This is a genomic window from Dietzia papillomatosis NBRC 105045, from assembly GCF_001570845.1.
Lineage (GTDB): Bacteria > Actinomycetota > Actinomycetes > Mycobacteriales > Mycobacteriaceae > Dietzia > Dietzia cinnamea.
The window spans coordinates 45,849-63,415 of record NZ_BCSL01000001.1 but is presented as its reverse complement, the minus strand read 5'-3'; the positions used below and the strand labels follow the sequence as shown (position 1 = coordinate 63,415).

21 protein-coding genes and 1 pseudogene are annotated in these 17,567 nt (G+C 71.0%); 12 read left to right on the top strand and 10 right to left on the bottom strand.

What is annotated here, in order from left to right:
* Nucleotides 1–130 precede the first annotated feature (130 nt).
* Nucleotides 131–406 (bottom strand): annotated as a pseudogene (locus DPA01S_RS00310) (DoxX family membrane protein); the annotation flags it as partial.
* Between the two features lie 55 nt (nt 407–461).
* On the opposite strand from DPA01S_RS00310, the gene DPA01S_RS00305 reads away from it, so the two are divergent.
* The 3 genes from DPA01S_RS00305 to DPA01S_RS00295 all read left to right on the top strand — a co-directional run bounded on the left by DPA01S_RS00305 (nt 462) and on the right by DPA01S_RS00295 (nt 2,207).
* Nucleotides 462–977 (top strand): MarR family winged helix-turn-helix transcriptional regulator, encoded by a 516-nt coding sequence (locus DPA01S_RS00305; RefSeq protein WP_061228375.1) that lies wholly within the window; start codon nt 462–464, stop codon nt 975–977.
* Nucleotides 974–1,561, top strand: a complete 588-nt coding sequence (locus tag DPA01S_RS00300; protein WP_061228376.1) for an SdpI family protein — start codon at nt 974–976, stop codon at nt 1,559–1,561. The genes DPA01S_RS00305 and DPA01S_RS00300 overlap by 4 nt, the downstream gene beginning before the upstream one ends.
* 76 nt (nt 1,562–1,637) lie before the next feature.
* Nucleotides 1,638–2,207 (top strand): hemerythrin domain-containing protein, encoded by a 570-nt coding sequence (locus DPA01S_RS00295; RefSeq protein ID WP_061228377.1) that lies wholly within the window; start codon nt 1,638–1,640, stop codon nt 2,205–2,207.
* A 209-nt stretch (nt 2,208–2,416) separates the two neighbouring features.
* Here DPA01S_RS00295 and DPA01S_RS00290 read toward each other — a convergent pair whose 3' ends face one another.
* Both DPA01S_RS00290 and DPA01S_RS00285 read right to left on the bottom strand, forming a co-directional pair.
* Entirely contained in the window at nt 2,417–2,788 is a 372-nt protein-coding gene (locus tag DPA01S_RS00290; protein ID WP_061228378.1) for a DUF202 domain-containing protein, read from the bottom strand.
* Nucleotides 2,785–3,159, bottom strand: coding sequence for a YidH family protein (locus DPA01S_RS00285; protein WP_061228379.1), 375 nt, complete (start codon nt 3,157–3,159; stop codon nt 2,785–2,787). The genes DPA01S_RS00290 and DPA01S_RS00285 overlap by 4 nt, the downstream gene beginning before the upstream one ends.
* A gap of 67 nt (nt 3,160–3,226) precedes the next feature.
* Here DPA01S_RS00285 and DPA01S_RS00280 point away from each other — a divergent pair, with 67 nt between their 5' ends.
* The 3 genes from DPA01S_RS00280 to DPA01S_RS00270 all read left to right on the top strand — a co-directional run bounded on the left by DPA01S_RS00280 (nt 3,227) and on the right by DPA01S_RS00270 (nt 6,467).
* Entirely contained in the window at nt 3,227–4,204 is a 978-nt protein-coding gene (locus DPA01S_RS00280) for a bile acid:sodium symporter family protein (protein ID WP_061228380.1), read from the top strand.
* A gap of 107 nt (nt 4,205–4,311) precedes the next feature.
* Nucleotides 4,312–4,899 carry a TetR/AcrR family transcriptional regulator gene (locus tag DPA01S_RS00275; protein WP_061228381.1) on the top strand — a complete coding sequence of 196 codons (588 nt, stop codon included), beginning with the start codon at nt 4,312–4,314 and terminating at the stop codon, nt 4,897–4,899.
* Nucleotides 4,896–6,467, top strand: coding sequence for an MFS transporter (locus tag DPA01S_RS00270; RefSeq protein ID WP_082767663.1), 1,572 nt, complete (start codon nt 4,896–4,898; stop codon nt 6,465–6,467). The genes DPA01S_RS00275 and DPA01S_RS00270 overlap by 4 nt, the downstream gene beginning before the upstream one ends.
* Nucleotides 6,468–6,890: 423 nt before the next feature.
* On the opposite strand, the gene DPA01S_RS00265 is transcribed toward DPA01S_RS00270, so the two are convergent.
* Nucleotides 6,891–7,589 (bottom strand): type 1 glutamine amidotransferase domain-containing protein, encoded by a 699-nt coding sequence (locus DPA01S_RS00265; RefSeq protein ID WP_061228382.1) that lies wholly within the window; start codon nt 7,587–7,589, stop codon nt 6,891–6,893.
* 901 nt (nt 7,590–8,490) lie between these two features.
* Between DPA01S_RS00265 and DPA01S_RS00260 the strand changes: the two genes are divergently transcribed.
* Together DPA01S_RS00260 and DPA01S_RS00255 are read left to right on the top strand one after the other, a co-directional pair.
* On the top strand, nt 8,491–8,820 hold the full coding sequence (locus DPA01S_RS00260; protein ID WP_061913358.1) for a hypothetical protein: 330 nt from the start codon (nt 8,491–8,493) through the stop codon (nt 8,818–8,820).
* Between the two features lie 77 nt (nt 8,821–8,897).
* Nucleotides 8,898–9,455 carry a GNAT family N-acetyltransferase gene (locus DPA01S_RS00255; protein ID WP_061913356.1) on the top strand — a complete coding sequence of 186 codons (558 nt, stop codon included), beginning with the start codon at nt 8,898–8,900 and terminating at the stop codon, nt 9,453–9,455.
* Nucleotides 9,456–9,474: 19 nt separating this feature from the next.
* Here the strand turns inward: DPA01S_RS00255 and DPA01S_RS00250 are convergent, their stop codons facing one another.
* Nucleotides 9,475–9,888, bottom strand: coding sequence for a MarR family winged helix-turn-helix transcriptional regulator (locus tag DPA01S_RS00250; protein ID WP_061913516.1), 414 nt, complete (start codon nt 9,886–9,888; stop codon nt 9,475–9,477).
* A gap of 112 nt (nt 9,889–10,000) precedes the next feature.
* Here DPA01S_RS00250 and DPA01S_RS00245 point away from each other — a divergent pair, with 112 nt between their 5' ends.
* A complete protein-coding gene (locus DPA01S_RS00245; protein WP_061913354.1) occupies nt 10,001–11,245 on the top strand; it encodes a cytochrome P450 in 1,245 nt (414 codons plus the stop codon).
* Nucleotides 11,246–11,254: 9 nt separating this feature from the next.
* On the opposite strand, the gene DPA01S_RS00240 is transcribed toward DPA01S_RS00245, so the two are convergent.
* Nucleotides 11,255–11,539 carry a branched-chain amino acid transporter permease gene (locus DPA01S_RS00240; protein WP_061913514.1) on the bottom strand — a complete coding sequence of 95 codons (285 nt, stop codon included), beginning with the start codon at nt 11,537–11,539 and terminating at the stop codon, nt 11,255–11,257.
* A gap of 44 nt (nt 11,540–11,583) precedes the next feature.
* Nucleotides 11,584–12,354, bottom strand: coding sequence for an AzlC family ABC transporter permease (locus DPA01S_RS00235; protein ID WP_061913352.1), 771 nt, complete (start codon nt 12,352–12,354; stop codon nt 11,584–11,586).
* 84 nt (nt 12,355–12,438) lie between these two features.
* Between DPA01S_RS00235 and DPA01S_RS17500 the strand changes: the two genes are divergently transcribed.
* Nucleotides 12,439–12,600, top strand: coding sequence for a VOC family protein (locus DPA01S_RS17500; protein WP_311200895.1), 162 nt, complete (start codon nt 12,439–12,441; stop codon nt 12,598–12,600).
* 18 nt (nt 12,601–12,618) lie between these two features.
* Nucleotides 12,619–12,855, top strand: coding sequence for a VOC family protein (locus tag DPA01S_RS17495; protein ID WP_311200896.1), 237 nt, complete (start codon nt 12,619–12,621; stop codon nt 12,853–12,855).
* Between the two features lie 21 nt (nt 12,856–12,876).
* On the opposite strand, the gene DPA01S_RS00225 is transcribed toward DPA01S_RS17495, so the two are convergent.
* Nucleotides 12,877–14,139, bottom strand: a complete 1,263-nt coding sequence (locus DPA01S_RS00225) for an MFS transporter (RefSeq protein WP_232302935.1) — start codon at nt 14,137–14,139, stop codon at nt 12,877–12,879.
* A 74-nt stretch (nt 14,140–14,213) separates the two neighbouring features.
* A complete protein-coding gene (locus DPA01S_RS00220; RefSeq protein ID WP_061913350.1) occupies nt 14,214–14,846 on the bottom strand; it encodes a YqgE/AlgH family protein in 633 nt (210 codons plus the stop codon).
* Nucleotides 14,847–14,949: 103 nt separating this feature from the next.
* On the opposite strand from DPA01S_RS00220, the gene DPA01S_RS00215 reads away from it, so the two are divergent.
* Nucleotides 14,950–16,335, top strand: a complete 1,386-nt coding sequence (locus tag DPA01S_RS00215) for an MFS transporter (RefSeq protein ID WP_157076942.1) — start codon at nt 14,950–14,952, stop codon at nt 16,333–16,335.
* Here the strand turns inward: DPA01S_RS00215 and DPA01S_RS00210 are convergent.
* Nucleotides 16,285–17,493 (bottom strand): hypothetical protein, encoded by a 1,209-nt coding sequence (locus DPA01S_RS00210; RefSeq protein WP_061913345.1) that lies wholly within the window; start codon nt 17,491–17,493, stop codon nt 16,285–16,287. The two genes, DPA01S_RS00215 and DPA01S_RS00210, sit on opposite strands and share 51 nt — an antisense overlap.
* Between the last annotated feature and the right edge of the window lie 74 nt (nt 17,494–17,567).

Genomic DNA, 17,567 nt, shown 5'->3' with positions numbered 1-17,567 from the left:
TGGCCGGGGCGGGGCCGCGTCAGCGTCGGACCCGCGCGGCCGGACGCGTGGCGGCGTCCGGCCGCGTGCCGGGTGGCGTGGATCAGGTGGTGGCCGCCCCGGATCGGGTCGGGTGCCGCGCCGGATCAGGTCAGGCGCGGTCCGCGCGCCCACGGGCGAGGACCGCGTCGACGCTGTAGCGGCCGGGGCCGACCAGCACGAAGACGGCGGCGGCGAGTCCGACCACGGCGATGAGCTCCCGGCCGTTGTCGGAGACGTGGACGCCGGAGCCGAGGTGGACGGTGAAGAACGCGCCGATCATGACGACGACGACGAGGACGGCGACCAGGGGGGTGAGCAGTCCCAGGATGAGCAGGATGCCTCCCACGAGCTCGATCACGCCGACGACGGCGGTGGCGGCCGTGGCCCCGGGGGCGCCGACTCATTACGTGTCGTGTCAACTATGCCGCTATAGTGGGGCTATGGCAGATCAGGCTCGGAATCACCAGGTGCGATGGCTGGACAACGAGGAGAAGGCCCTGTGGCGGGACTACCTCGCCGTCCAGGGCCGCCTCCACCTGGAGATCCAGCGAGACCTCAAGGCCTCGTCCGACCTGACCGAACCCGAGTTCGAAGTGCTCGTCTACCTGAGCGAGGCGGACGGCCCGCAGCGCATGACCGCCCTCGCCGACGTCCTCATGTGGGAGCGCAGCCGCCTCTCCCACCAGGTGAGCCGGATGATCAAGCGCGGCCTCGTGCAGCGGACCACCTGCCCCGAGGACGGCCGGGGCGCGTTCGTCTCCGCTACCGGCGAGGGGATGCGGGCCATCGAGCAGGCCGCCCCGGACCACGTCGCCACCGTGCGTCGGGAATTCCTCGACCGCCTCGGCGAAGACGACAAGCGGGAGCTCGCCCGGCTGCTCGCCAAGGTGCGGGGCGCCGACGGGGCTGAGGCGACTCGGCGATCCGCCGGCGCGGGCGTACCCTCAGGGGCGTGAACGCAGTGTCCGTGGTGGTCATGGTGCTCCTCGCGGGGCTCGCCCTCGTCATCGCCGGGACCGGCGTCGCCGCCCTGGTCGGCATGCTCCCCGGCAACGGGGTCCTGGGCGTCCGCACGCCGGAGACCCGCCGCTCCCCCGAGGCGTGGGAACTCGCCAACCGGGCCGCCGGTCCCGCGTTCCTCGGCTCCGGTCTCGTGCTCCTGCTCGGTGCGCTCGCCCTGGGACTGATCGGCGGATGGGTGGGCGGCCTCGTCGTCGTCGTCTCCGTCGTCGGTTCCCTCGCCCTGCTCAGCGTCGCCGGCCTCGCCGGGGCACGCGCGGCGGCGATCTGGGCCGCCGCCGAGGACGGTGACCAGGCCGGATGTGGCTGCGGCCCCGACGGTTGCGGCGGTCACTCCGGCACGAACGCCGCCGACACCGGCTGCGCGGACGGCTCCGCCGACTCCCCCGCCGGCGCCTGCTCCCCCACCGACGCGGGGCCCGGCGCCCCCGGCGACCCCGCCGCCGACTGCGGCGTCACCGGCGGATGCGGCTCGTGCGCCCTCCAGGGCATGTGCGAGACGGAGAGCGCCACCCGCTGAGCGGACCGGTGGCCCGGCCCCACGGTCGCCCCTACGGTGTGGGACACATCAGTCGCCACCGTGGAAGGAGACCGACATGGCCGCCACAGACACGACCCGGGACGTCACCGAGATCCTCACCGCCGATCACCGCGAGATGATCGAGCTCCTCGACCAGATCGAGGCCACCACCGACCCCGCCGAGCGTCGCGCCCTCGCCGACGCCGTCACCGCCGAGGTCATGCGCCACTCCGTGGCCGAGGAGATGTTCGTCTACCCCGTCATGGAACGCGAGATCCCCGGCGGCAAGGACGAGGTCGAGCACGACAAGGAAGAGCACGACGAGATCGTCGTGGTGATGAAGAAGCTCGAGAACGTCGACGCGCAGGAGGCCGAGTTCATGGGCCTCGTCCGCGAGCTCAAGGGCCTGCTCGACCACCACGCCGACGACGAGGAGTCCGACCAGTTCCCCAAGCTGCGCGAGCACCTCTCGAGGGACACGCTGCTCGACCTGGGACGCAAGGTCGAGGCCGCCAAGCAGATCGCCCCCACGCGGCCGCACCCCAGCGCCCCCCACTCCGAGCTGTTCCACAAGACGATCGGCGCGGGCGTCGGGATGGTCGACCGGCTGCGTGACGCGCTGAGCGGGCGGATGAAGAACACCTGACGCCCGCGCCGCCGGCGCGGGCAGCGAGGGGCGGCGCGGGGCGGCAGGCGGCGCGGGGCAGCGAGGGGCGTTTTGGACGCAACCATGTCGGCCTGGCGGCCGTTTCGCCTACATGGTTACGTCCATTCCCTGCCTGGCTGCGTCCACGTCCGCGGAGGTCTGTCCCTACGGCGCCGGCGAGGGTGATCGGCGGTCTACGCCCGGCCGGGTCACCGGAGGGACGTCACCACGATCGCGGCCAACCCGCAGGCGGCGATGACGATCACCAGGGCCACCAGCCCGATGTTGTGGCGGGCCTGCGTCTGCTCGACCTCGCCCGCGCGGACGAACCGGTCCACCCGCTGCTCGTGCCGACGCTGCACCCGCAGAAGGGCCAGCAGCGGGACCACCACGAGCGCCGAGAACGCGGCCGCCCATGCCCACGACAGTTCCCCCACCAGTTTGGCGACGAGGATGATGTTCACCGCCACCACGGCCCAGGTGCGGGCCCACGACAGGCTGGTGCGCTCGGATTGGAGCCCGGCGTCCGGCGGCACCGCCTCGGGCTCCACGCCGATCCGGCGCGGGCGCGGCGAGGTCACCCGAAGGTCCCGCTCAGGATCGCCACCATGAGCACCACCGCACCCGCCGCGATGCCCAGGACCAGCAGGATCGACGCCTGTGGCATGGGCAGCGGCCGCTGGTGCCGCATGGCCACCTCGATCCGGATCCAGCGCCGGAAAGCCACGATCGCCAGCAGCCCGGCCAGCACCAACAGGATGCACGCGAGCGGGGTGCGGATGATCTCCGGGATCTCGTCACCCGCGAACGCCTCCAGCGCCACCGCCCCTGCCGTCAGCCCGAGGCTCGTGCGGATCCACGCCAGGAACGTGCGCTCGTTGGCGAGCGTGAAGCGAGGATCCGGTTCCTCGCCGTCCCGCAGCGCCCTGGGCCGCCACCCCTGCTCCGTCATCCGGCGTGCTCCGTCATGACCCGAGCCTATCGGGCGCCTCGCGCGGCGCGAGTGATGCAATAGGGGGATGGGCCTTCTGCGTCGTCTCCGGGTCGAGCCGTTCATCCTGGCGATCCTCGCCGCGGTGGTCGTCGCCGCGTTCCTGCCCGCCACCGGCGGCGCGGCCGACGCCCTCGACTGGGTGACGACCATCGGCATCGCCGTGCTGTTCTTCCTCTACGGCGCGCGACTCGAGCCCCGCGAACTGCTGGTCGGCCTCACGCATTGGCGGCTGCACTCGGTGGTTCTCGTGGCGACGTTCCTGCTGTTCCCCCTGCTCGGCCTCCTCGGGCAGTGGATCCTGACGCCCGTACTCGGCCCGGCGCTCGCAGCGGGGTTCCTGTTCCTCACGCTGGTCCCGTCGACCGTGCAGTCCTCCATCACGTTCGTGGCGATCGCGCGCGGGCACGTCAGCGCCGCCGTGGTGTCGGCGTCCGTGTCCAACCTCTTGGGCGTATTCGTCACTCCCCTGCTGGTGTTCGCCCTCATGACCACGGACGGGTCGGTGATCATCACGTGGGACTCGGTGGGGTCGATCGCGCTGCAGCTGCTGCTACCGTTCGTGGTGGGTCAGCTGCTGCGGCGGTGGGTTCTGCCGGTCATCCGCAGGATCACGCGGATCGCCCTGTTCGACAAGACCGTCATCGTGCTGGTGGTCTACGCGGCGTTCTCCGACGGGGTGGCCGACGGTATCTGGTCGACCATCGGCGCCGCCGAGCTCGCGTGGCTGCTCGTCGCGTGCTGCGTCCTGCTCGCGGTGGTGCTGGGCCTGACCGAGCTCGCCTCCCGCGCTCTGGGCTTCGAGGACCGCGACAAGCGCGTCGTGCAGTTCTGCGGTTCCAAGAAGTCGCTGGCCACCGGACTGCCGATGGCCGCCGTGCTGTTCGTCGGGCAGCCGATCGGCCTCATGGTGCTGCCGCTCATGCTCTTCCACCAGATCCAGTTGATCGTGTGTGCGTGGCTGGCCGGTCGCTACGGGCGAGCGACCGAGGCGACGCCCGCCTGAGCCGCGCTGCCCATTCAGTCTGTCAGGCCCTTCTGCCGGCTTCACGCCAGCGGGAGACTGCTGTACATTCGTACGCGTACTTTTGTACGGCAACGATGGGAGATCTCGTGACAGCCTCCGGACGCACCCGCGACCCCGAAAAACGCATCCGCGACATCGGGCGCGCGGCCGCCGACCTCATCGCCGAGAACGGCGTGGAGGCGCTCACGCACCGCGCGGTGGCGGCCCGGGCCGGCGTGGCCGTGGGCACCACCACCCGCTACTTCGCGGCCATCGACGACCTGCGCCGCCACGCTCTGGAGTACCTCGCCGACCGGGTCGACCGCGACCTCGCCGAGCTCGCCGAGGGGCTGGCCGTCACCGACGACCCCATCGCCTACCTCGCCGCCGCCGCCCACGCCGACCTCTCCGATCATCAGACGGTGCTGGCGGAGTGCTCGCTCGAGTACGCGGGCCTGTTCGAGGAGGACTTCCGTGATCTCGCCCTGCGCTGGTACACCGGCCTGACCGAGCTCCTCGCCCCCTATTTCGGGCGCGCCCGCTCCGAGATGCTGGCCATGTGCCTGGACGGGGTCTACATCAACACCGCACTCACCGTCACCCCGCCCGATGCCGTCCGCCTCGAGGCGACGATCCGTGCCCTGACCACCATGCCCGACATCACCGACGCACCCGACGAGGACCCCTCCGCATGAGCGGCACCTCCGCCCCTACGCGCGACGCGATGCACGCCGACCCGCATATCGTGGGTTCCTACGACCCGTCGCGTCGCTGGCTCGGCCTGGCCACGCTGGCCTTCTCCCTGCTGGCCATCACCACGGACATGACCATCCTCAACGTGGCGATCCCCGCGATGTCGGCCGACCTGCAACCCACCGCCTCGGAACAGCTGTGGATCATCGACGCCTACTCGCTGGTCATGGCGGGTCTGCTCATCTCCATGTCCTCCATCGGCGACCGCTGGGGCCGCAAGCGGATGCTCATGACCGGGTACGTGCTCATCGCGCTCGCCTCGGCCCTGGTACTGCTCGCCGAGTCCCCCGGGTACGTCATCGCGCTGCGCGTTCTCCTGGGCGTCGGCGCGGCCATGGTCATGCCGTCCACGCTGTCGCTGCTGCGAGTGACCTTCACCGACACCCGTGAACGCGCCACCGCGTTAGCCGTGTGGGCTGCCGTCGCCGGCATCGGCGCCGCCGTGGGCCCGCTGCTCGGCGGGTTCCTGTTGGAGACATTCCACTGGCAGGCGGCGTTCCTGGTGAGCGTGCCGATGATGGTCATCGCCTTTGTCAGCGCAGTCGTCACCGTCCCGGAATCCCGCGTCCCCGAGCCCGGACCCTGGGACCCGTTCGCCGCGGCGCTGACCCTCATCGGGATGTCGACCACTATCTGGGCCGTCAAGAAGTTCAGTGAGGAGGCGTCGATGACCTACGTGCCGGCGTGGATCGCCCTCGCCGTGGGCCTGGGGGCGCTGTCCTGGTTCGTCCGGCGCTGCCTGCGCTCGGACTCGCCACTGCTGGACGTGACGATGTTCCGCCACCGCATCTTCTCGGCCGGCGTCCTGGCTGCCCTCGTCGCGAGTTTCTCCATGTCCGCCGGCCTGTTGCTGCTGGCCCAGTGGTTGCAGCTGGTCAACGGCGCGAGTGCGTTCGAGTCCGGCCTGCAGCTCATGCCGCTGGCGCTGGCCGCCGCCGTCACCTCGCTGCTGGCGCCGGTGGCCTCGGAGCGGATCGGCATGCGCTCCACGATCTTCCTCGCCCTGTTCGTCACCGGCGCCGGCATGGTCTTCCTCGGCCTCCGCGGCGAGGACCTGGACCTGACCTCGGTGTCCATCGCCCTGGCCCTGATCGGGGCCGGGATCGGAGCGCTCGCGCTGGCCTCCTCCATGATCATGGGCGGTGTCCCGCGGTCGAAGGCCGGAAACGCCGCCGCCATGGAGGACACGGCGTATGAGTTCGGCGCCGTCCTGGGCATCGCTCTCCTGGGCTCTCTGGCCTCGTTCCTCTACCGTCGGGAGCTCGGCACCCCGGCCGAGGCACTGGTCCTGGGCCAGGAGGCGACGGAGGCTGCCCGCGACTCGCTGGGCGGGGCCGTGGCCGTGGCCGAGGCCGCTCGACTGCCGGACCTTGCGGTCCGCGCGGGCGAGGCCTTCACCTCCGGACTGGGGGTGACGGGACTGATCGGCGGGGCGATCCTGCTGACGTTCGCGTTCGTGGTGTTCGCCCTGACCCCGAAGGGCACCATGCTCGCGGATCTGGAGCACTGACAGACCAGCTGCGCCCGGCGGAGACGAACTCCACTAAACGATCGTGATCTCGAGCGCGTGCCGGGGGGGTCACAGTGGGCGACCCGGTGCCGGACAAAGCTCGTCCGGCCGATCGGTCCGCTGATGAAGTCGCGGTGGGCGTGGAGTGCGTCGGGTTGCAAGTTCTCCGGGTCGCCGTGCGTGGACAGTAGCCAGTCGCGGAAGTGCTCGCGGTGCTCGGACAGTCCGTAGCCCAGCAGCCCGAAGACGTGGGTGCGGTACCCGGCCTCGGTGCGACCGGGCACCACGACCGCTAGATGTCCGACGACGAGGGCGTTTTGTGGTTGAGGACGACGGGTTCGCCCTCGCTGTGGACGCCGAACTCGATCCGGTGGCCGGCCGATGACGGCGTCGCGGTCGACGGTGTGCTGCACCGGCACCGGGTCAGCCGAGGTCGGACACGATGCGCTTGGCCAGTTCCTCGGAAGACTGCGGGTTCTGGCCGGTGTAGACGTTTCGGTCCACGACAACGTGCGAGCTCCACGGCTCAGCGGCCTTGGAGTAGTTCGCTCCCAGCTCGACGAGCTTGTCCTCGAGCAGCCAGGGCGCGTTGGCGGCCAAGCCCACCTGCTCCTCCTCGTCGTTGGAGAACCCGGTCATCGTGTAGCCGGCGAACGGAGAGGAGGCCGGGTCATCGGACGCGGCGAGCACCGCGGCCGGCGCGTGGCACAGGAGCGCGACGTGCTTGCCCCCGCTGACGCGCTCCCGGAGGATCGCCCCGGAGGTCTTGTCGACGGCGAGGTCCTCCAGCGGGCCGTGGCCGCCCGGGTAGAACACCAGGTCGAACTCGTTGTGGTCGACGCTCGCCAGGTCGGTCGGCGCCTCGAGAACCTGAGCGAGACGGTCGAGGGAGGCACGGACGTGCTGCAGGGTCTCGGGGTCGCCCGCGCCCTCGTCGAGGCTCGCCTGGTCGACGGAGGGGGTGCGGCCGCCCGGCGTGGCCACGGTGATGGACCATCCGGCGTCGGAGAACACCTCGTAGGGGGCCACGAACTCCTCGGCCCAGAAGCCGGTCGGGTGCTGGGAACCGTCCTTGAGAGTCCAGTGGTCGGCTGCGGACAGGATCATCAGTACGTTCACCATGAGCGCGACCCTACTGATCCGAGACGGCCTCGCAAGTGGTCTCACCGAGTCACCTCGCGCGTGACCTCGCCCACAGATATATACATCTTCACCTGAACCACATGTGACAGAGGATGACATTCGCGATCCCGCTACCAGCACCTTTCTGCCGCGCGAGCGATTGGCGACATATCAGCAGGTCAGGACGGGTGCGGTCCGGGAGGCTGCTTAGGGAGCAAAACGTTGAAGAGCGGTGGGGCGACCCTTAGCGTTCACGCGGCATGAGCTGAGCGGCTCACGCGAGTCGAGGGGTGACCCGGGCCCCTCCCGGTGCATTGAAGGAGTTCTCGTTGGCCACAAAGCCCGTCTTGCTCCGTCGCACTGCTCCACTCACCGTCCTGACCGGTCTGGCACTGCTGGGGTTCTCGGCAGGGGCGGGAATCGCATGGATGACTGGGGCTACCGCCTCAGCATCCACGAACCACCGCGCGGATCCTTCCGTCGCGCAAGCGGGTTTGGTCTCTCCGACGACAACCGGCCCGACGTCCACAGCGGCCACATCGACTCCGACGACGTCGACAGCACGCGTAGATGTTAAGTCGCCGGAGTCCTCGAGATCCGAGGGGCCCTCGCCCGGGCCGGCGCCTGCTTCCGCACCCGCGCCCGCCGTCCGCGTGCCAGTGGCATCCGCACAACCACCCGTGCGGCCGCGGTACACGCCGGCTCCCGCGCCGCAGCCTGTGCCGCCACCCGCACCGGTGCGGGCTCCGGCGCCCGCACCGGTAATGCCAGCAGCGCCTGAGCTGCCTCCGATCAACATTCCACTACTACCCGTCAATCCTCAGCCACCCATCCAGCCGCGGCACGTCACCCTCGGCTGAATCTCGCCAGAGAAAAATCGGAACATCAAGGAGAGAACACAATGATCCCCGCTGGAATCCTCGCCGCCATCGTCGCGATCGGGACCACGATCACGACCGCCCTCGTCGGTCTCGGACCCGCTGCCGCGTCCGTTGCCGGGCCGGCCATCGCCGCCGGCCCGCCCGCGGTCGCCGGCGTTGCCGCGGCGGCGTTGGGCGGTGCCGGCAGCCTCGGCGCACTCGGCATCGGTGCCGGCGCCGCCGGCACCAATCCCCATGTGGCCGGCGGTCTCCAGAATGCCGGCGCCCAGATGTACAACGATGCGGTCGGGTCGGTGGCGGGTGCCGTCAACGGCCTCAACATCCCCGGCGTGCACATTCATGTGAACTGACCCGCCGATCGGCGCTCGGCCCCGCCGGATCCCGACTCAGCTCGGATCCAGCGGGGCCGCGGTGCTTCAATAGAACGGTGACCAGCGTGACCTACCTAGAGCAGACCACCGCGGGCCAGCTCCGGCCGGCCGATCCCGTCGACCTCACCATCACGCGCGTCTTTCCCGCGGAGCCCACCTTCAATGAGCGGATGTACCGCGAGATCGGCAGCGACTGGAAGTGGGGCGACCGCCTCGACTGGTCGCAGGGTCGCTGGGCCTCCTACTGCTCCGACCCGTGCGTCAGCACCCTTCGAGCAAGACTGGGCGACGAGGTCGTCGGCTACGCAGAACTGCGCATGAGCCCCTGCGACAGCGCAGCCGACGCTGGCACTGCAGCCGGGACCGGATCCGCCGGTGACGGAGTCGACGTGGAGATCGTCTACTTCGGCATCCTGCCCGCTTTCGCCGGCGGCGGCCTGGGCGGCTGGTTCCTCTCCGAGGTCTGCCGCATCGCCTGGAACGTTTCGGGCTGCCGCCGAGTGTGGCTTCACACCTGCGACGACGACTCCCCCGCCGCCATCCCCAACTACCTCGCCCGCGGGTTCGTCGAATACGCCCGGGCCGGTACTGGCTGCTACGCCTGCACTGCGTGATCCAACGAGCGGGCCCGGCTCACTGCTCCGGAAGCCGGCTCAGCGCCCGCCCACTCATCCGGGAGATCAGCTTCTCCGCGACCGCCCCGAACGCCTGCAGTTCGTCGTCGTCAAATCCCTCGAACAACCAGTCGGCGAGGCCGACGCGCGCCGTCACCACCTCATCAACGATCCGTCGCGACTTCTCCGTCAGGCTCACCAACCGCACCCGGCGGTCATCCGGCGGCATCGTTCGCTCCACGTGACCACTCGCCACCAGGCCGTCCACCAACGCCGTCACCTGGCGCGGTGAGCAATCGAGGTACGTCGCCAGCTCCACCTGCTTGCACTCACCCCGCAGCCCCAGCACGAACAGCAACTCCAACCGCGGCACCGTCAGCCCGTAGTTCGCCGCAGCGCGCGCGATGTGCCCGGCCATCTGCTCGGAGAGCATCAACGCGCGATCGAGAACTTCCCTCGACGATAGTGCCACCTGCTTATAGTTACCACTATTCACGGTTTCATCCCCACCGGGGGCCGGTGGGCGACCAGTCTCAGGAGACACCATGGACGTGACCATCCCGGCGGGCTTCGACTTCACCGACCCGGACCTGTTCGAGAAGCGACTCCCGCACGACGAGTGGCGCGAGCTCCGGCGGACACAACCCATCCACCGCGTGGACAAGCGCCCCGGCTCCGACGGTTTCGACGACGACCACTACTGGCTCGTCACCAGGCACGCCGACGTCAAGGAGATCTCCCGGCTGACCGGCGAGATCTTCTCCGCGGGGGAGAACACGATGATCCCGCGGTTCGCCGAGGCTACCCCGCGCGAGATCATCGAGGCCCAGCGCGCGATGCTCGTCAACGAGGACGGCGAGATCCACAAGAAGCACCGCCGGATCATCTCCCGCGGCTTCACCCCCCGCGGCGTCGCCGGCATGCGCGACGAACTCGCCGACCGGGCGCGCAAGATCGTCACCGCCGCCGCCGAGAGCAACGCCGACGACTTCGTCACCTCCATCGCCTCCGAGCTGCCACTCCAGGCGATCGCCGACCTGCTGGGTGTGCCGCAGGAGGACCGCCACAAGATCTTCGAGTGGTCCAACATCATGACCAGCTACGACGCCGGCGGTGACCCCGACGCACCCGCCATCGCGTCCATGGAGCTCATCGGGTACGCCAACGCCATGGCCGAGGACCGTGCCGCCAACCCGCGCGACGACATCGTCACCAAGCTCGTCCAGGCCGACGTCGACGGCGAACACCTCTCCGCCGAGGAGTTCGGCTGGTTCGTCACCCTCTTGGCCGTGGCCGGGAACGAGACCACCCGCAACGCCACCACACACGGCATGGTCGCGATGCTCGAACACCCCGAGCAGTGGGAACTGTTCAAGCGTGAGCGGCCCGAGACCGCCTACGACGAGATCCTCCGCTGGGCCTCGCCGATCACCCAGTTCCAGCGCACCGCCATGGAGGACACCGAGATCGGCGGGGTGCCCATCGCCAAGGGCGACCGTGTGCTGATCTGCTACGGGTCGGCGAACTTCGACGAGGAGGTCTTCGACGACCCGTTCACGTTCACCATCCTCCGCGACCCGAACCCGCACGTGACCTTCGGCGGCCAGGGCCCGCACTACTGCCTGGGCGCGAATCTCGCGAAGATGCAGCTCGAACTGATCTTCAACGCCGTCGCCGACCACCTGCCGGACCTCACCGCGCTCGGCGATCCCAAGCGCCTGCGCTCCGGGTGGCTCAACGGCCTCACCGAGTGGAAGGTCGACCTGGGCGTGTGCCCCGTGGCGAGCTGACCAGCCCGCTCAGGCCAGCCACGCCTGCAGCACCATGTACGTCGCCGTGCCCAGCACGATGCTCGCGGCGGCGCGCCGGAACGCCAGGTGCACGCCCAACGTGAGCGCGAGCGCGACGGTCGCCGGCACCCACGAGCCGAGCGCCGTGGTGGTGTCGCGCAGGGTGTAGACCACCAGCACCACCATCACGCCGGCCGGCATGGTGCGGCCGAGATAGCGGACGACGCCCGAGTCGCGGAGGCGGGTGAGGGCGACGAACGGAGCGGCCCGCAGCGCCACGGTGACGAGGAACATCACGCCCAACCCGGCGAGGAGGTAGGCGGTCCCGGGGACGGCGGTCACGCGACATCACTCCCGGGCCGCTCGGTCCGCCCGGTGTGCTGCGTCTGTTCGGCGTTCTCCGCCTGCCCGGTCCGCTGCAGCCACGCGTACCGCACCAGCAGCACGCCCACGAACGCGCACAGACCCACGATGAGCATCTGGTCGGGCGCCACCACGGCGGCGACCAGACCGCACACCAGGCCGATCACCGGCGCGGGCAGGTCGCCGGACGAGCGCCACGCGTCCACGGCCAGCACGGCGAACAACCCGGTCAGCGCGAACTGCAACCCGTCCAACCCCTCGGGCAGGGCGGTGCCGACGAGCGCTCCGATCACGCCCGGGATCACCCACAGGGACTGGCAGGTGATCGCGATGGTCAGCGTCCGCGGACCGCTCATCTCCGCGCGCCGCTTGGTGGACGTGATCGCGTAGACCTCGTCGGTGAGCGCGTACACGGCGTACAGCCGACCCAGCCGCGAGCGGATGACCTCGAGCGGGAAGCTCAGGCCGTAGAAGACGTGGCGGAAGTTCACCAGGAACGCGGCGGCGGCCAGCGAGTACAGGGGAGTGACGGCGGTGAGCAGGCCGATCGCCAGGAACTCCATCGACCCGGCGTAGATCACCAGGGAGAACACGGGTGCCCACCACCAGTCGAACCCCGCCTGGGTCATGAGCACCCCGAACGCCAGCCCGAGCGGCACGAGTCCGAGCCCGACGGTCGAGCAGTCGGCCAGACCCTTGCGGATCTCGCCGCGGATCCCTGCGCTGGTGGAGAGGCTGGTCGACACGCCGGGCAGTCTAGCCAGCCACGATTTCGCATCACCCCCGACAGAGGCCTTCCGCTGCCCGGCCGGCGGGCGCAGACTCGACCCATGGACGAACAGTCGGGCGACGCGCCCGCGCCGACGGTGTGGCACTGTTTCCGGTGCTCGGATTCCCGGACGGTGATCGCCTGGCTGGTCGCGGCTCTGGGGTTCGTGGAGACGGCGTGCTACTCCGAGGACGGCGTGGTGACCCACGCGGAGCTCCTGTAGCCCGAGGGCGGAGGCGTGATGCTGGGCGACGCGGGACGTGGTGCGGACGATCCGCACTCCTCGCCACCCGGCACCGGTCTGGCCTACGTCGTGACCGCCGACTCGGAGAAGGTGTACCGCAGGGCCGTGGGCGCCGGGGCCGAGGTGGTGCTGGCGCTGCAGGACACCGACTACGGGGATCGCACCTTCTCCGTGCGGGACCCGGAGGGCAACGTGTGGTCGGTGGGGCAGTACCGGGGCGCGCCTGCGCCCTGACGATGACGCGATGCGGGGCGGTCAGGCCCGCCGCTGGTCGGCGACGGGCACGAGCGGGATCGCCAGCGCCGCGATCACGGCCGCGCCGGCGAACACCGGCCAGTAGCCGACGGCGTCGATCACGGCGGCGACCAGGGGTGTGGACGCCGAGATCGCCACGAACTGGGTGGTGTTCTGCACCCCGAGCGCTCGGCCGCTCCAGCGGGGCCCGGCGAACTCGGCGACAGCGGTGAACGCCAGGCCGTTGTCGGATACCGACAGCACGGTGGCGATCACGCCGAGCGTCACCGCGATGACCCCGGGCGCGCCCAGTGCTTCCGCCGCCGCCAGCGCGGCCAGGCCGGCGGTCACCGAGATCGCCACGCCGCGAATAGGTGTCGTGCGGGACCCCACTCGGTCCGACACCGCGCCCGCCACGATCCGCGCGACCGCACCGAGCACCTGACTCACCGTCACCACGACGCCCGCGGACATCGCCGACCATCCGTGCCCCAGCACGAGCCACGTCAGCAGGAACGCCTGCAGCATGCCCTGTGGCACCACGAGCAGTACCGACACGCCGTGGACGCGGTACAGGTAGCCGGAGCCGCGGTAGGGCGACCCTTCGGTCGCCGCGCCACTCACCGCCTCACCGTCAGCGGCAGTCGCCGCGCCACTCACCGCCTCGGCGCCCGCGTCGCGCGTGGCCTCGGGTGGAGGCGGATCGGTGACGACGACGAGGGCCGCCACCGCCGAAACGGCTGCCATCGCCAGGGGGAGCGCGAACGCCGCGCCCAGACCGTACGACTGCGCGAGCAGCGGCATGGTCATGGCCGCGACCGCGGATCCGGCCGGCTGCGACATCTGGCGGACGCCCATGGCGAGCCCGCGGCGGTTCGCGGGGAACCAGCTCACGACCAGTCGCCCGCTCGCCGAGTTACCTGAGGCGGTGAAGGCACCCGTGATCAGCAGCAGCGCCGCCAGAAATGCGAACGAGTCAACGAACAGAGCCGCGGCGAGGGTGACGGCGGCACCGACCGACCCGGCGACCAGGACGACCTTCTCCCCGGCACGATCGACTAGCCAGCCCCACGCGATCAGCGCCGCGGCCATGCCGACCAGCGGCATCGCGACCAGGATCCCGCCCTGCGAGAGGGACAGTCCCATAACGCTCGTGAGGTGGGGGAGCAGGAAGCCGACGCCGATCACGAACGCCGATCCGGACGCGGCGACGAACGTGGCCACGGCCAGCACCAACCAGTGCCGGGCCGTCACCGTCGTCGACTCACCGTCCACCGTCTCCACCTGCAGGAGCTTATGCCACTGCCCACAATACGGAAACACTGTCCCGAATCGTGAGATCGCGCACGGCTTCTATGTCAGTTGAGGTCGCCGTCCTGCAGGTATGTGGCGTACAGGGGCAGGGGCATCTCCTGGCGGCGCAGCACCGCACCCCACACGTCGACGCGGGCGGGCGCGAGCAGGTCGCTGGGCAGGCTGGGCGCGACGTACCAGTCGCCGCGGTCGAGCTCGTCCTGCAGCTGACCCGGCGCCCAGCCGGTGTACCCGACGAACACCCGCACGCCGTCGATGTGCTCCCGCAGGAGGTCGGGGTCGCTGTCCAGGTCCACGACGTGCACGCGGCCCTCGATCTGCTGGAGCCCGCTGAACCGGTGGCCGTCGACGCCGGCACTCAGCACGACCAGGGCGATGCCGGTGTCGGGCTTGACGGGTCCTCCGATGTGGAATACGGACGGGGGAGCGCACAACTCGGACCAGGCGGGCAGGATCTCCTCGACGTCGGTCTCGCTGCGTCGGGTGATCACCACACCCAGCGACCCGGAATGGTCGTGTTCGATCATGTAGATGATCGCGCGCCGGAAGTTCGGGTCGGGCATGTCGGGCGCGGCGATGAGCAGTGAACCGGCGACGGGATCCCGCTTGTCCATGGCGTCGTAGAGGCGGTCGCCGAACAGGCCTCCGCCGCTCAGATCATCCGGTCCCGTGTCCATGTATCCATGATGCCCCCGTCGTCGCCGGGCCACACGCGCGTCCCCTCGATCGGGTCTCGCCGCGGTGATCGGCGGCCCGGCCGCGAGCGCTACCGTGACTCCCGTGACCTCACCGCCCGCCGACCCGGCCGTTCCCACCCGGGGCCGCCTGGCCGCCGCCCTGCGCGAGTCCGATGGTCTGGGTCGGCTGTCGACGGCTCGGTTGGCGGCGTTGCTCAGCGAGGGCATCCATCAGGCCGCCCTCGGCGGAATCGTGCTGTTCAGCCCCGAGTCGGGCACCACTCCGGCGGCGATCGTGGGCGGGTTCGCGGTGATGCTGCTGCCCTATTCGATCGTCGGGCCCTTCGCCGCGGCCGCTCTGGACCGGTGGGACCGCCGGGTCGTGGTGGCCGTCGCCGCCCTGGTGCGGACCCTCGCGATCGTCGCGACCATCGCGCTCATCGCCGCCGGCGCCGTCCACTCGGGCGTGGGCCTGGCGGTGTTGTTCGCGCTGTCCCTCGTGGCGATCGGTCTGGGCCGGCTCATCAACACCGGGATGACCGCGGCGATGCCGAAGGTGGTGCCGGACCGGCTCCTCGCCGCCACCAACTCGGTGCTGGTGACGGTGGGTTCGGTCATCACCGCGGTGGGCGCGGTCGCGGCGTTCGCGGTGCTCGCCGTCCTGGGCGCGGGCGACTCCGCGGTCTCGTGGACCCTCGTGCCGTCCGTGGTTTCCGCGTTGGCGGGGGTGTGGGCGGTCCTGGCCCTGCCGCCGCGCCACCTGGGACCCGACGACGACGAGCTCCTCTGCCACCCGGACGAGGCCGTGACCCGCCGTGCCGTCCGGGCGTTCGCCGGGGGGCTCGCCGAGGGCGTCCGGGCCGCCCGTTCCTCGGCTCTGGTGTGGGTGTCGTTGACCGGCGTGACGCTCGGGCGGGCCGCGTTCGGGATCACGACGATGCTGGCGATCCTGCTCCTGCGCGATGCCGAGTCCGGCGGGTCAGGCGGTCCGATCGTCGCCGGGATGGGCGGCTTCGGCTTGATGTCGGCGGCCGTGGCCGCGGGCATGGGTCTGGCCGCGGTCGTCACCCCGTGGGCCATCGCCCGAGCCCGACGCGTCCTCGTCGTCGCCGCCGGGGCCACCGCATCCGCCGTCGCCCAGCTCGTCGTCGGACCGACCCTCGACCCGACGGTCCTGGTGGTCGGCGCGGTGGCGATCGGTCTGGGGGCGCAGGTGGTCAAGCTCGTCGCCGACAATGCCATGCAGACCGACGTCCCCGATGTCCGCCGAGGCGGCGTGTTCGCCCTCCAGGACGCGCTGTTCAACTCGGCGTTCGTCGTGGGCATGCTCGCGGTGCTTCCGCTCGTGCCCGCGGACGGCCGGTCGGTGTCACTGATGCTGGTGCCGGCGGTGCTGTACGCCGCCGCGGGCGTGATCGCGGTGGTGGTGGGCATCCGCTCAGGAGCCCAGGCCGAGCGAGCCCGCGGCGATCGAACCGCCGCCCACTGAGCCCCCACCCACTGAACCCGCGCCCACAGAGCCCGCGCCCACAGAGCCCGCGCCAGCGCTGCCTGCTCCGACCGACCCGACGCCGACGCTTCCGGCACCGACTGAGCCCCCGCCGCCCGACCCGGCCGCGGCGGACCCTGCGGCAGCCGATCCGGCCGCTGCCGAACCCGCGGCCGCGGAGCCGGCTCCGAGCGCGCCCGCGTCGATGACCCCGACATCCACCGAACCGGCCACCGACCCCGCGTCGACGTGCGGCAGCTCGACATGCGGTAGCTCGATGTGGGGCGGTTCGAAGTGCGGCAGCTCGATGCGCGGGGGTTCGAACGGCAGGGCGGTGTCGAGGCGACCGTTGCCGTCGACGTCCGCGACCGACAGCCAGCCGCCCCCCGTGTCGACCGTGATCGATCCGTCCTCCTCGACGACCGGGGCCGCCGGCTCAGCAACGGTCCCACCCTGGACCGGCGGGGGCGGCGGGCCCGGGGCGGGCTCGGTGACCGGGGGAGTCGACCATCTGGACGAGTCCGCGACCGCCGCGGAGCCGTGGTGGATCGCGCCGATCGCATCGGACAGCAGCGAGCCCCAGTCCGGCAGCGCTCCCAGGGACTGGGTACCGGCGGCGATCGCGTCCGACCCCGCGGCCAGTGCACCTTCGACGAGACCGCCCGATCCGTGTACCCCGGCGGCGATCGAGCCGGCCGCCAGGGAGCCGGCGCCGACGGAGCCGAGACCCGCGGATCCCGCGCCCACGGAGCCCCCGCCGACCGAGCCCGCGCCGACCGAGCCCGCGCCCACGGAGCCACCACCCACGCTCCCTGCGCCGACCGAGCCACCACCGACGCTGCCCGCGCCGACCGAGCCCGCGCCCGCAGCCCCCGCGCCGAGAGAACCCGCCGCGAGCGCCCCCACGCCACCCGCGTGAACGTTCCACACGCCGCGGTTGCCGTCGTCGGCGTAGGCGACCTGGCCGGCGGCACCGACATCGGTCACCACTCGGTCCGCCGTGCCGTCGAGGTCCGAGTCCCAGAGGGCGTCGTCGGCGTACCCATCGCCGTCGAAGTCCAGCCACAGCGCGTCCGGCGCGCCGATTCCGAGGGTGAGATCGGGCTCGCCCTGCCACTGCGTCGGCTCACCGACGCCGTCTCCGAAGAAGTAGTCCATGCGCCGATCGTGTCGCTCACGAACCGCACCGACCAGAGCCACCGGCCGATCTGTGGAGAGCCCACCGAGTTGTC